The following is a 14,569-nucleotide window of genomic DNA, read 5'->3' as shown; positions in this document are numbered from 1 at the left end:
ATAGCTTCCCTATTTATTTCGCTGTCATTTTGGTAAGTTAAAGCACACTATATTTTGCATCAAGCAAGTATAAAAAAGTAAATTTCATATTCGTTCTTCTTATTATTTCAGGACTGTATTTTACTAATGGCCGGAAAGATCCCACGTAACTTTATAGACGATTTACTTGCCAGAACCGATATTGTCGACCTGATAGACTCAAAAGTAGGTCTAAAAAAAGCAGGTAAGGATTATCAAGCTTGCTGCCCATTTCATAACGAAAAATCTCCCTCATTTACTGTATCGCAAGACAAACAGTTTTATCACTGCTTTGGGTGTGGCGCTAATGGTAATGCAATTTCGTTTGTAATGGAGTACGAAAAGCTAGAGTTTGTAGATGCTATTGAAGAAATAGCCAGCATGCTTAACTTAGAAGTACCTCGAGAACAAGGCGCAAATTCAGCACCAGAGCGTACGGCTGCGCAAAAGCGCTCCGATTACGACTTAATGCTTCATACTGCTCGCTTTTATCAGCACCAATTAAAACACCATAGTAATTCTGCTGCTGTTATTGAGTATGTTAAAGGCCGTGGTTTAAGCGGTGAAACTGTTAAAAAATTTATGATTGGCTACGCTCCCAGTGAATGGGATGGGCTATGCCTACAGCTTGGTCGTAATAAAGAACAAAAAGAGCAATTGGTTGAGCTAAAGCTAGCTTCAGAAAAAACACCAGGCAGACAATTTGATTTTTTTCGCGATCGCCTAATGTTCCCTATTCGCGATAAACGCGGACGCGTTATTGCATTTGGTGGGCGTGTAATGCAAGCCGACCAAGGGCCAAAATATCTAAACTCGCCAGAAACCCGAATTTTCCATAAAGGCTTTGAGCTTTATGGGCTTTACGAAGCAAAGCAAGCCCATAAAAAACTTGATCATGTAATGATTGTTGAAGGTTATATGGATGTTGTTGCCTTAGCTGAACAAGGGATTGAATATGCAGTTGCATCACTGGGGACAGCAACAACAAGCGAGCACATGCACACTTTATTTAGAACTACTGATAAAGTAATCTGTTGTTACGATGGCGACAGGGCTGGCCGTGACGCTGCTTGGCGGGCACTTGAAAATGCACTCCCTTATTTAAACGATGGTAAAGCACTACAATTTGCATTTTTACCAGATGGCGAAGACCCTGACTCGCTTGTACAAAAAGAAGGTAAGGAGCAATTCGAATTGCGCCTAAGCCAAGCAGATGACTTTACCAAAGTATTGTTTAATAAATTAAGCCAAGAGGTTGATTTAACACTCGATTCAGGAAAAGCTAAACTTCTTAGTGCAGCACTTCCACTAATTGAAAAAATTCCAAGTGAGTTTTATCAAGAAAACATTCTTGAACAATTAGGACGCTTAATTGGCAGAACGCGTGAGCAGTTGAATAGCCGTTTAAAAACGCCTAAACAACAACACTCTATTGAACGTAAATTTAAAATAACACCTATGCGCCAAGCTATCGGTATATTGATCCAGCACCCTAATTTAGCTAAAAGTGTGCCGTATTTACCTGAACTTGCACAAATGAACATTGCTGGCATAGGGCTGTTATTACGATTACAAGAACAAGCTTTAGAAAAAGAAAATGTGACCACTGCGCAACTGCTCGAGTTTTTTCGAGGAACTGAAGATTACGAGCCATTAATCAAGCTTGCAACGTGGCAACATGAGATAAATGAAGAACGTTTAGAGACGGTTTTTAAAAATACTTTCAAGTTTATTGAAGATCAGTGTTTAAATTATCGACTCGAGACCCTATTAATAAAGGACAAGACACAAGGCCTTAGTAGCGATGAAAGGCTTGAGTGTCATTTGTTAATGACAGCGTTAAAAGCGACTAACAGTTAGGGTCTGTTTATCTTTCGAGGTTAAGTTTACAGCAGTGTGTTTGGTATTTAGACAAGACAGAGCTTATGTAGTGTGGTTATTCCACATAAATAGGCGATAACGCAGCATAAATACCAAACACGCGCTGCCCTTTGGGTTCGACCCAAGGGAGGTTTACTCTTTGTTGCTCGGTTTTTACTTAGCCCACTAGGTTACAAACCTCGCGCCGCGATTAAACCACCCTTGGATAGAACAAACTTTAATCCTGAAAGACCAACAGACCCTAGTCAAAATTGATTTAAACTGTTATACTGTGCTATTCACTGCGTCACATTATTCTAGTTAGCTTTAATGCAAACTACATGATGGCGCCTGTTGTATCAACTTATCAGAGTGGAAGAAACAATCTCTATGGATCCAACTCCTCAGTCACAATTAAAACTTCTGATTCAGAAAGGTAAAGAGCAAGGCTACTTAACTTTTGCAGAAGTAAATGATCACCTTCCACAAGACATTATAGACTCAGATCAAGTAGAAGATATCATAAGCATGATTAATGACATGGGTATCAAGGTTAGCGAAAACGCGCCTGATGCTGATGAATTAATGATGCAAGAAACAACGACAGACGAAGACGCAGCTGAAGCTGCCGCTGCAGCCCTTGCGACTGTAGAAAAAGAAATCGGCCGTACAACGGATCCAGTTCGCATGTACATGCGCGAAATGGGTACTGTTGAACTTCTTACACGTGAAGGCGAAATTGTAATCGCTAAACGTATTGAAGAAGGCATTAATCAAGTACAGATTTCTGTTGCAGAGTACCCTGAAGCAATCACTTACCTACTAGAGCAGTGGGATAAGTTTGAAGCTGAAGAAATGCGTTTAAGCGATATTATCGTTGGCTTTATCGATCCTAATGAAGATACAGCGCCAATTTCAGCAACTAACATCGGTTCAGAATTAAGTGCTAAGCAACTTGAGGACGACGATAAAGATGACAAAGATGATGCTGATAGCGATGATGAAGATGAAGAAGAGATAGACACAGGGCCAGATCCTGAAGAAGCTCGTATTCATTTTGAAAATTTACGTGATTTATATAATAAAGCACGTGATACGTTTGAAGCTAAAGGTCGTTCGCATCCTGAATCACAAGCAGCCATTTTTGAAATTGGTGAGCTTTTCAGAACATTTAAATTAATACCTAAACAGTTTGACCGCATGGTAAATAACATGCGTGAAATGATGGATCGTGTTCGTGTTCAAGAACGCCTAATCATGAAGCAAGCTGTTCAAATTGCTAAATTACCAAAGAAAACATTCGTTAAGCATTTTGCTAATAACGAAACTGACGCTTCTTGGGTTGATTTAGAAATTTCAGGTAACGAAAAGTATTCAGCTAAACTTGAAGAAGTTAAGCCAGAAATCATTCGTAGCATTAATAAATTATCTGTTATTGAACAAACAACAGGTTTAAGCATTGAGCGTATTAAAGACATCAACCGTCGAATGAGCATAGGTGAAGCGAAAGCACGCCGTGCGAAAAAAGAAATGGTTGAAGCTAACTTACGTCTTGTAATCTCAATTGCTAAAAAATACACAAACCGTGGCTTACAATTCTTAGATTTAATCCAAGAAGGTAACATTGGTCTGATGAAAGCGGTTGATAAGTTTGAATATCGCCGTGGTTATAAGTTCTCTACTTATGCTACGTGGTGGATACGTCAAGCAATCACACGCTCTATTGCTGACCAAGCAAGAACAATCCGTATCCCTGTGCATATGATTGAAACGATTAATAAACTTAACCGTATCTCTCGTCAAATGTTACAAGAAATGGGTCGTGAGCCAAATCCAGAAGAATTAGCAGAACGCATGATGATGCCTGAGGATAAAATCCGTAAGGTACTTAAGATTGCTAAAGAGCCAATTTCAATGGAAACACCAATCGGTGATGATGAAGATTCTCACTTAGGTGACTTTATCGAAGATACAACTATTGATTCGCCAATCGATTCGGCAACAATGGAATCTCTTCGTGGCGCAACTAACGATGTACTTGCAGGCTTAACAGCTCGTGAAGCTAAAGTACTACGTATGCGTTTTGGTATTGATATGAATACCGACCACACCTTAGAAGAAGTAGGTAAACAGTTTGACGTAACACGTGAGCGTATCCGTCAAATAGAAGCGAAAGCGCTGCGTAAATTACGCCACCCTTCTCGCTCAGATTTACTGAAAAGCTTTTTAGACGCTAAATAATTTTAGCGCTACTATATAAACTAAAAAGGCCGCTATAGCGGCCTTTTTTCTATTTGAAGGAAATAACCATGGCTTGGATCCAAATTCGTATTAATGCCAATGCTGCAACAGCTGATGCCGTAAGCGATCTATTAATGGAAGCGGGTAGCGCTTCAGTAACCTTTATTGACGCAAAAGACACCCCTATCTACGAGCCTAAAATTGGCACCGTTGTGTTCTGGGCTGATACCACAGTTATTGGCCTGTTCGAAGCTAATCATGATATGAACGCAGTCGTTGCGTTATTGAAGCGCCATGATGAGCTAAAAGACAATTTAGTATACAAAATCGAGCAACTTGAAGATAAAGACTGGGAACGTGAATGGATGGATAACTTCCACCCTATTCAATTTGGCGAAAAACTATGGATTTGCCCAAGCTGGCGCGACATTCCTGACCCTGATGCTGTAAATGTATTGCTAGACCCTGGCCTTGCTTTTGGCACGGGTACGCATGCAACAACGGCCTTGTGCCTTAAATGGTTAGAAAGCCAAGATCTGACGGGTAAAACGGTTGTTGATTTTGGTTGTGGCTCAGGCATTTTAGGTATTGCAGCTATAAAACTAGGTGCAGAGCGTATGATTGGGATAGATATTGACCCTCAAGCGCTTGAAGCTAGCCTTGATAACGCGAACCGAAATGGTGTTGCAGACAAACTCGAAGTATACCTTCCAGAAAACCAACCTGAGTTTAGTGCAGATATAGTAGTGGCCAATATTTTAGCCCAGCCACTTCGCGAATTACATAGTGTGATTTTAGGGTTATTAAAGCCAGGTGGTAAAATTGCCATGTCAGGTATTTTAGAAGAACAAGCACAATCGGTTGCTGACATTTATGCACCGTTTATTGAACTAGATGACATTGCCGTTGAAGGTGATTGGACTCGAGTAAGTGGCACTAAAAAAGCGTAATAAATCGAACAAGCAAATCTAGAGCATTAACTCAAAACATGCATGTAAAGCCTGTATTTAACAGGCTTTACTATTTTTTTACATATCAAAAAATTTTCTAGTTATCTTGTAAAAAATAAAATCTGTATGAATTTCAAACAAATCAACCTACTTGTCATGTGGTTATCAAATGTCAATACGAAAAGGGCAAAAAAAAGTTACTTTTGTTCAATTTATAGCCTTTGATTTTTGTGAAAAAAACCGTAAACTTAGCGCCCCTTGAAAAGAGGCCTATTGAATATAGTGCGTATCGGTAAATACCAACTTGAGAATAATGTAATTGTCGCGCCAATGGCAGGCATTACAGACAGACCATTCAGACAACTTTGTCGACGCTTAGGTGCGGGCTTAGCTGTGTCTGAAATGCTATCGTCAAATCCTAAGGTTTGGAAAACAGAAAAGTCGATGAACCGTATGGATCACAGCGGTGAGTCGGGTATACGCGCGGTGCAAATTGCAGGAGCAGATCCTGAGCTTATGGCGCAGGCCGCACAATTCAATGTTGCTAATGGTGCACAGATCATAGATATCAATATGGGGTGCCCAGCAAAAAAAGTGAACAAGAAACTCGCAGGCTCTGCCTTATTACAGTTTCCTGAACTTGTGGAAGAGATTATTGATGCAGTTGTTAATGCTGTTGATATACCTGTGACACTTAAAATCCGTACCGGATGGGATCCGGATAACCGTAATGGTGTAGAGATTGCGAGAATAGCTGAACGTTATGGCATTGCATCACTTGCTGTACATGGGCGTACGCGCGCATGTATGTACAAAGGTGAGGCTGAGTACGCCACGATTAGGGATATAAAACGTTCAGTGTCGATTCCTGTAGTTGCCAATGGTGATATTACATCACCAGAAAAAGCAAAACAGGTTTTAGACTATACGGGTGCAGATGCCATTATGATTGGCCGAGCCGCCCAAGGTCGCCCTTGGATATTTAGGGAGATAGACCACTATTTGCGAACTGGGGAACATTTACAGCCACCTGCTATTGCAGAGGTGCGCAGTATATTAATGGAGCATTTAACAAACCTCCATATGTTTTACGGTGAGCCAATGGGAGCGCGAATTGCTCGCAAACATGTATCTTGGTATTTGCAAACCCATGACAGTGATGGTCAGTTTAGGCGAGTATTTAATGCGCTCGACAACCCACAGGCACAGGTCGTCGCATTAGAGCAATACTTTAAAACACTAGCAGCTAACTAAGAAAGAAAGAGACTTAATAATGTTCGAACAAAACGTGACTTCTCCATTTATCACTAACCCTCATGTTCAGTCACACGAGAAACCGCAGCCATTGCGTGATGCAGTAAAAAAAGCTGTTCACCACTATTTAAAGCAGCTTAACGGTCAAGATGTGCAAGACGTTTACGACCTTGTTCTTTCAGAGCTAGAAGCGCCATTACTTGAAGAAGTAATGACATATACACGTGGTAACCAAACTCGTGCAGCAATTTTACTAGGTATCAACCGTGGTACTTTACGTAAAAAGCTTAAAAAATACGGCATGAACTAATACCAATTATATTGAAAGCGTAAGTATTCTAACGAGCTAAACAAGCCCATAACGTCGTTAAAAGTTTTTTATGTAGAATAACTACACTGCAAAATTTTTGCCTTGTTGTAGACTTGTTTTTCTATCGTTATTACTACTTACTAATCCAATACAACTGGTATTTTGCAAAAACAGCACCTTAGGGTGCTTTTTTTATGCCTACAGTTTATTAACTAAATTGCAAAATGCTCACGCTTATTGAGCCTTTATAAGTCGTTTTTTGAGTAGTAATCAGTTAAAATGCCCGCTTCTAAGCTAGCTCATTAACTGAGGAAATCAAACTACAATGGATACTCATCGTCCCATTCGTCGCGCACTATTAAGTGTGTCTGATAAAACCGGTATTGTTGAATTTGCCCGCGCACTTGAAGCGCAAGGCGTTGATATTTTATCAACTGGCGGCACATGTAAACTACTTGCTGATAACGCCATAAAAGTGACTGAAGTATCAGATCACACAGGCCACCCTGAAATCATGGATGGTCGCGTAAAAACTCTTCACCCAAAAATTCACGGCGGCATATTAGCCCGTCGCGGACAAGATGAAAGCGTAATGGCAGATAACAACATTTCTGCTATCGACATAGTTGTAGTTAACTTATACCCCTTTGCGAATACAGTCGCTCAAGAAAACTGCAGCCTTGAAGATGCCATTGAAAATATTGATATTGGCGGCCCTACAATGGTTCGTGCAGCCGCTAAAAACCACAAAGATGTAACAATCGTGGTAAACGCGAGCGACTACGACCGTGTTATTAGCGAAATGCAAAACAACAATGGTTCAACAACGTACAAAACACGTTTTGATTTAGCGATTGCCGCCTACGAGCACACTGCACAATACGATGGCATGATTGCTAACTACTTCGGTAAAATGGTTCCTGATTACACCGAGGAAGCTGCTGTAGAGACTAAATTCCCACGTACTATCAATATGCAGTTCACTAAAAAGCAAGATATGCGTTACGGTGAAAACTCACATCAAGATGCTGCTTTTTATGTTGAAAATGACATTGCTGAAGCATCAGTTGCAACAGCAACTCAATTGCAAGGTAAGGCCCTTTCGTTTAACAACATTGCAGATACCGATGCAGCACTTGAATGTGTTAAAGAATTTGACGTACCTGCGTGCGTAATTGTAAAACATGCTAATCCGTGTGGTGTTTCAATTGGCGACAATATTCTACAAGCATACGAGCGCGCTTTTAAAACAGACCCTACATCAGCATTTGGTGGCATTATTGCCTTTAACCGAGAGCTAGATGCAGCAACTGCACAAGCAATTGTTGACCGTCAGTTTGTTGAAGTAATTATTGCACCTAGTATTTCGAGCGACGCTGCAAAAATTGTTGAAGCTAAAAAGAACGTGCGCCTATTAGAATGTGGACAGTGGACAGGTAAAGCAGCTGGCCAAGATATTAAACGCGTTAACGGCGGTATTTTAGTTCAAGACCGCGACTTAGGCATGGTAACGCAAGGCGACTTAAAAGTTGTTTCTAAGCGCCAGCCTTCTGAGCAAGAACTTAAAGATTTACTGTTTTGCTGGAAAGTAGCTAAATTTGTTAAATCAAACGCAATTGTTTATGCCCGTGACGGTATGACCATTGGTGTAGGCGCAGGCCAAATGAGCCGCGTATACTCAGCTAAAATTGCAGGTATAAAAGCCGCCGACGAAAACCTTGAAGTTAAAGGTTCAGTTATGGCGTCTGACGCATTCTTCCCATTCCGTGATGGCATTGACGCAGCCGCAGCCGCTGGCATTACTGCGGTAATTCAGCCTGGTGGCTCAATGCGTGATGAAGAAGTGATTGCAGCTGCTGATGAAGCTGGCATGGCAATGGTACTAACTGGTATGCGCCATTTCCGCCACTAATCACACAAAGGGTTAAACGTTGGTTTAACCCTTTTTGTTTGCTATAAATTCACGTATTCTGATTATTCAATAACCTATTTAAAATTATAATGTGAAGGAACAAACAATGAAATTTGCGCTAAAATCGCTACTTGTAGCCACACTAACAATGACATCGACTATGGCGCTTAGCCATAACCACGAATCAAGCCTTGAACATGCACTTCAATCAAGCGAACGCAGTGCTAAAAACAGCGCTCGTGATGAATATCGTCACCCAGCTCAAACACTTGCATTTTTTGGCTTTAAACCAACCATGACAGTTGTTGAAATTGCACCCGGTGGTGGTTGGTATAGTGAAATTTTAGCGCCAGCATTAAAAGAGCAAGGCACTTATTATGCCGCGCACTTTCCTGCTGATTCATCAGTTGGCTACTACCAACGCTCTCTTGCAGGCTTTAAACAAAAAGTAGCTGAAGATGAGCGCTTTAGTAGCGTTAAAATTACTGAATTTGCACCTGTAACACATTTAGATATTGCACCAGCTGGCAGTGCCGATATGGTTTTAACATTTCGTAATGTACATAACTGGTATATGGGCAAAGATAAAAGCGGTGCATTAAGTGCATTCCAAGCTTTTTATAAAGCCCTTAAACCAGGTGGTACATTAGGTTTAGTTGAACACCGTTTAGCTGAAGAGCGTGCTGATGAAGATCAAAAAACATCAGGTTATATGAAGCAGAGCTACGTAGTAGACCTTGCTGAACAAGCTGGGTTTGAATTAGTAGCAAGCAGTGAAATAAATGCAAATCCAAAAGATACAGCCGATCACCCTAAAGGTGTATGGACGCTGCCACCAAGCTTAAGACTCGGCGAACAAGATGCTGACAAATATAAAGCCATTGGTGAAAGCGACCGCATGACGCTGAAATTTAAGAAACCGCTTTAAATAGGAATTTTCGCCATGAATGTTTTAGTCATTGGCAGCGGCGGCCGCGAACACGCACTTGCGTTTAAAGCCGCTCAAAACACCAAAGTAAATACTGTATTTGTAGCCCCTGGTAATGCAGGTACTGCACTTGAACCAAAACTTGAAAACGTAGCAATAAACGTTGACGACTTAGATGGTTTACTTAGTTTTGCACAGCAAAATAAGGTAGAGCTTACTATTGTAGGTCCAGAAATACCGTTAGTACTGGGTGTTGTTGATAAGTTTCGTGAGCATAACATGGCTATTTTTGGACCAACGGCGGGCGCAGCTCAGCTTGAAGGTTCGAAATCGTTTACTAAAGACTTTTTAGCACGTCATAAAATCCCAACTGGCGACTACCAAACGTTTGAACAGATTGAGCCTGCCCTTGCTTATTTAAAAGAGAAAGGCGCGCCAATTGTTGTAAAAGCAGATGGTTTGGCTGCGGGTAAAGGCGTAATTGTAGCCATGACGGAGGCCGATGCCGAAGAAGCTATTCGCGATATGCTTGCGGGTAATGCTTTTGGCGATGCGGGAAGTCGTGTTGTTATTGAAGAGTTTTTAGACGGTGAAGAAGCGTCTTTCATTGTAATGGTTGATGGTAAAAACGTATTACCATTTGCAACAAGCCAAGATCATAAACGCGCTTACAATGGCGATGCGGGTCCTAACACGGGTGGCATGGGTGCATACTCACCTGCGCCAGTTGTTACTGATGAAATCCACCAGCGTATTATGAACGAAGTGATCTACCCTACGGTAGAAGGCATGGCAAGCGAAGGCCATCCGTACACCGGCTTTTTATATGCAGGTTTAATGATTGACGAAACAGGCACCCCTAAAGTAATTGAGTACAATTGTCGCTTTGGCGATCCTGAAACTCAACCAATGATGCTACGTTTGCAATCAGATTTGGTTGAGTTGATTGAAGCTGCTAACCGTGTAGAACTTGATAAAACAACAATTGAGTTTGACCCACGCGCAGCCGTTGGTGTTGTAATTGCCGCTAAAGGCTACCCTGGTGATTACCCTAAAGGTGACGCTATTTCGGGGCTAAAAGTGGATTACCCTGCAGGTGAAAAAGTGTTTCATGCGGGTACTAAACAAAGTGGCAATGACGTTGTAACCGCAGGCGGTCGCGTATTATGCGCAACAGCACTTGGTAACACTGTTACGCAAGCGCAGCAACGCGCCTATGAGCTTGTTAAACAAATTAGCTGGGATGGTATGGAATATCGTACAGATATAGCTTACCGTGCTATTGCACGCGAGCAATAGCCTTAATACCTATTCATTGGTATAACCAATTAATTTAACTAAAAAAGCGCAGTTTCCCTGCGCTTTTTTAGTGCTACACTAATTAAAAGGTTTTTTAAAAGTAAATTAACGTTGGAACTAAGAACTTTACGTTACCATGCAATTGCTGTTGCCATACTGATTTTTATATTTTTTATAATCAGTACATTGGCATCAAACTTAGTCGTGCCTACACGATATACAATTGATAAAACGGCTCCAATGTACCTCGATTACGCCTACTATATTGACGAAACCAAAACTAAAACATTCGATACCATCATTAACCAACCTGAATTACTTACTCATCAACCATTTTCAGATGTTCCATGGAGCTTTAGCCAACAAAATTATTGGTTGTTTCTTGATTTAGAAAATAAAAGCCTTAACAAGCAAAATGTTGTAGCACATTTTGACAACCCTATGGTCGATCACCTTACGGTTTATCGCCTCGATAAAAATAACAAACTAGTTGAAACATACAAACTCGGCGATAAAGAAGAAGCCCTCTCTTTATTTGAATACAGCGTGCCGCATATTCGCTTTTTAGTAGAAAGAAAATCATCACAACGCCTAGTAATAAAAATAGACACAATAGGCATAAGTAAAACACCTGTAAACTTGTATCGTGATAAAGAGTTTATTGACTTAGTGCGCTCTCAAACTGGGATCTGGGGTATTTTTGTAGGCGTGCTATTGATGGCTGCGCTTTACAACTTGGTGCTTTATTTTGGTATAAAAGACCGTGTTTATTTAATTTATATTGGCTACATCGTCAGCGCTATTACACTAATGGGTGCAGTACTGGGCTTTGGTTTTTATTTATGGCCTAAGCAATGGCAGCTCTTTATTCACGAACAAATTGTGTTTAGTAATTATGGGGTCGCCTTTTTCACCCTTGCTTTTTGCACCATGTTTTTGCGCTATCATAAAGATAAATGTTGGCGTTACAAAATGAGTATAGCTCTACTTTGGCTTATGTTTACTCTTGCTGTATGTAGCTTGTTTATTCCTGAAAATATAGCGGCTCCTATATTTTTTGGTGTAATGGTACTGCTTTATATTACTTGTATTATTTTAATATATAACAAGTTACGCAGTGGTTTTAGGTGGGCTAAGTTTTATGTTTTATCATGGATACCGCTAATTTTTGGTGCGGCAATTCAACCTATGGAACTCACTGGTGTTTTACCGTATACCTTTGCAACCCGCCATGCCTTTTTAGTCGCTATTTTGTGCGAAGTTATTTTAATGGCGATGGCATTAGCAGACAGGGTAAGGTATCAGCGAGAACGTGCGCTTTACCATGCCACGCATACACAACAAACACGATTACTTAACAGCTCCAAGCTAAAACAAGCATTTATGGCACTACAGAGCCAAAATCGCTCAACAACGTTGTGTTTAATAAAAATACGTCACTTTAATTCACTCAATACGATTATTACCTCTTCTCAGGGCTACACACTTATAAAGCATATAGCCAAAGAGCTTGAATTAGAACTCAGCCATGAACGTGAATTTACAAACCTCGAAACAGATTTAAACACCAGTCCTCGCTTAGCCGATTTAAGCAGTGGTGTATTTGCCTGTATTTCTACAAAAACACAAAACCAAGAAATGCTAGAAGCACTACTGACTAAAATAATTAGTAGCCTACCAAAACAATATGAAATTAAAGGGCTAAACCTGCAGCTTAGTTACAGTATAGGTATTAGTAGTGCAGGCAAGACTAACGACTTTGAATATTGGTTAAAGCGTGGTTATTTAGCGCTTAAAAAAGCAAAAGGTAGCGTTAATCAAGTTGGGTCATCGTCAAACGGTAATAATCTGATGATGGACGTTGCTCTAGCCGCTAAGCTGCAACAAGCAATCAAAACAAATCAACTGGCGCTTTATTACCAACCTCAAATAAACTTATTAAGTAACCACGTAAGTGGTGCTGAAGCTTTATTACGTTGGCCCGACCCAACTTACAGCAACTTATCAATTGAAGAGCTAATAATACTTGCTGAACACACCGGTATTATTAACGAGCTAACACTGTGGGTAATAGAGCAAGCTTGTAAAGACATAGTTGAGCTTACTAAAAATGGCTATAACGAGCACACAATTAGCGTAAATTTAAGTGCTAAAAACTTAACCATAAATAACTTAGCCGAAAAAGTAGAAAATATTTTAATTAAATACCAAGTGCCGGCACACTTACTTAAATTTGAACTAACCGAATCGGCCTTCGTAGATAGTCAAGATGCACTTATAAAGTTAGTTGATGAGTTAACCGCATTAGGTATTAAAGTGGTACTGGATGACTTTGGGACAGGCTACGCGTCACTTAGCTACTTAGTTAATTATCACTTTAGTGAGCTTAAAATAGATAAGTCATTTGTTTTTGATTTGCCTAATAACCCAACTCACCAAGTTATTGTACAAACAGCCATTGATATGGCGCATAACCTCAATTTATCAATAACAATTGAGGGGGTAGAAACCCAAGAAATCCATCACTTGCTCAAAGATATGAACGCTGATTCCGCCCAAGGTTATTTATACGCAAAAGCACTGCCTTACACCGACTATTTACACTTCTTAAAAAGCCAATATAGCTTAAAAATGTTAGACTCCTCTTTTTAACATCTTTAGGGGCCAAGTAAAGATGCAAGGCACACTGCGTAAACTAAAATCGAGCTTAACCGAACCAGTACAATATCACTTACCTGTAGGTGAACACTTAGTAGACTTAAATGCATTTATAGGTAAGGAGCTTACGCTTACCTTTAGTGGCACTATTTTATGTTCTAACTGCGGTAAAAAAACCAAAAAAAGCTATTCTCAAGGTCACTGTTTTGTATGTATGCGCAAGCTTGCTAGTTGCGATATGTGCATAATGAAACCAGAAACCTGCCACTACGATCAAGGCACTTGCCGAGAGCCGCAGTGGGGCGAAGAAAACTGCATGATCCCACACTATGTGTATCTCGCTAACACCTCAGGTTTAAAGGTAGGTATTACCCGCCACACACAAATACCGACTCGCTGGGTTGATCAAGGCGCCACTCAGGCATTACCTATTTTTAAAGTGCAAACTCGCCTGCAATCTGGTTTAGTAGAAGTTGCATTGGCTGAATTTATTGCCGACAAAACTAATTGGCGCAATATGCTAAAAGGTCAAAACGACGCAATTGACTTAAAAGCAGCGGCAGCCGAGCTGATCCCACAAATTAGTGAAAAGCTAAACGAGCTCAGTGAATTATTTGGCGCAACAGCAATAGAGCAACTTGATGAAGATGTGGTTGATTTAAACTTTCCAGTAACCGAATACCCAACAAAAATCAGCTCATTTAACTTTGATAAAGACCCTGTTGTAAGTGGTGTTTTACAAGGTATTAAAGGTCAGTACTTAATCTTTGAAAAAGGCGTTATTAATATACGTAAATTTACGTCTTATGAAGTAACCGTAGGCTAACGGGCCATGTTAAACAGCTACCCACAATTATTGGTTATTTATAATGAGCTTGAGATAGCCCATAACCAACAAGAGCAACAAGAGTGCTTGCACAGCGTTACGCAAAGTGAGCTAAGCGATGTGCGAGTACTTAACAAGCAAGGTGACTACCTTAATTTACAAGGCACTGTTTGCCCTAAATTGAATGGCGAGCAACTAGCACAGCTTGTTACAGCTTACTTATTAAATGAAGGGCAATGCTGCCTTGGTAAAATCAAAACCCTAAGTACTGCGCAGGCGTTTGATTTACTAGGGCTATAAACACTCTCTTTAT

Annotated in this window: 11 protein-coding genes; all 11 read left to right on the top strand. The window is 40.4% G+C overall.

Features of this window, described 5'->3' with window-relative positions; translation table 11 throughout:
* Nucleotides 1–126 precede the first annotated feature (126 nt).
* The 11 genes from dnaG to H5117_RS07810 all read left to right on the top strand — a co-directional run bounded on the left by dnaG (nucleotide 127) and on the right by H5117_RS07810 (nucleotide 14,556).
* On the top strand, nucleotides 127–1,878 hold the full coding sequence (gene dnaG / locus H5117_RS07860; protein ID WP_165744708.1) for a DNA primase: 1,752 nt from the start codon (nucleotides 127–129) through the stop codon (nucleotides 1,876–1,878).
* 390 nt (nucleotides 1,879–2,268) lie between these two features.
* Complete coding sequence (rpoD, locus tag H5117_RS07855; RefSeq protein ID WP_002957800.1) at nucleotides 2,269–4,119, top strand: RNA polymerase sigma factor RpoD; 1,851 nt, start codon at nucleotides 2,269–2,271, stop codon at nucleotides 4,117–4,119.
* A gap of 68 nt (nucleotides 4,120–4,187) precedes the next feature.
* On the top strand, nucleotides 4,188–5,069 hold the full coding sequence (gene prmA, locus H5117_RS07850; RefSeq protein ID WP_002957801.1) for a 50S ribosomal protein L11 methyltransferase: 882 nt from the start codon (nucleotides 4,188–4,190) through the stop codon (nucleotides 5,067–5,069).
* Between the two features lie 282 nt (nucleotides 5,070–5,351).
* The gene (gene dusB, locus H5117_RS07845) at nucleotides 5,352–6,323 is read left to right on the top strand and encodes a tRNA dihydrouridine synthase DusB (protein ID WP_024597553.1); all 972 of its coding nucleotides are present in this window, start codon (nucleotides 5,352–5,354) and stop codon (nucleotides 6,321–6,323) included.
* A gap of 19 nt (nucleotides 6,324–6,342) precedes the next feature.
* The gene (fis, locus tag H5117_RS07840; protein WP_002957804.1) at nucleotides 6,343–6,633 is read left to right on the top strand and encodes a DNA-binding transcriptional regulator Fis; all 291 of its coding nucleotides are present in this window, start codon (nucleotides 6,343–6,345) and stop codon (nucleotides 6,631–6,633) included.
* Between the two features lie 325 nt (nucleotides 6,634–6,958).
* Nucleotides 6,959–8,545, top strand: coding sequence for a bifunctional phosphoribosylaminoimidazolecarboxamide formyltransferase/IMP cyclohydrolase (gene purH / locus H5117_RS07835; protein WP_024603688.1), 1,587 nt, complete (start codon nucleotides 6,959–6,961; stop codon nucleotides 8,543–8,545).
* A gap of 106 nt (nucleotides 8,546–8,651) precedes the next feature.
* Nucleotides 8,652–9,473 carry a class I SAM-dependent methyltransferase gene (locus H5117_RS07830; RefSeq protein WP_182682566.1) on the top strand — a complete coding sequence of 274 codons (822 nt, stop codon included), beginning with the start codon at nucleotides 8,652–8,654 and terminating at the stop codon, nucleotides 9,471–9,473.
* 15 nt (nucleotides 9,474–9,488) lie between these two features.
* On the top strand, nucleotides 9,489–10,772 hold the full coding sequence (gene purD, locus H5117_RS07825) for a phosphoribosylamine--glycine ligase (protein ID WP_182736988.1): 1,284 nt from the start codon (nucleotides 9,489–9,491) through the stop codon (nucleotides 10,770–10,772).
* Between the two features lie 111 nt (nucleotides 10,773–10,883).
* The gene (locus H5117_RS07820; RefSeq protein WP_182682567.1) at nucleotides 10,884–13,424 is read left to right on the top strand and encodes an EAL domain-containing protein; all 2,541 of its coding nucleotides are present in this window, start codon (nucleotides 10,884–10,886) and stop codon (nucleotides 13,422–13,424) included.
* A 22-nt stretch (nucleotides 13,425–13,446) separates the two neighbouring features.
* Nucleotides 13,447–14,256 (top strand): DUF2797 domain-containing protein, encoded by an 810-nt coding sequence (locus tag H5117_RS07815; RefSeq protein ID WP_024597548.1) that lies wholly within the window; start codon nucleotides 13,447–13,449, stop codon nucleotides 14,254–14,256.
* Nucleotides 14,257–14,262: 6 nt separating this feature from the next.
* On the top strand, nucleotides 14,263–14,556 hold the full coding sequence (locus H5117_RS07810) for a hypothetical protein (RefSeq protein WP_002957811.1): 294 nt from the start codon (nucleotides 14,263–14,265) through the stop codon (nucleotides 14,554–14,556).
* Nucleotides 14,557–14,569 lie beyond the last annotated feature (13 nt).

This window comes from Pseudoalteromonas sp. SG45-1, assembly GCF_014164135.1.
GTDB lineage: Bacteria > Pseudomonadota > Gammaproteobacteria > Enterobacterales > Alteromonadaceae > Pseudoalteromonas > Pseudoalteromonas distincta.
The sequence above is the reverse complement of the archived record's forward strand: the minus strand, read 5'-3'. Positions and strand labels throughout refer to the sequence as shown.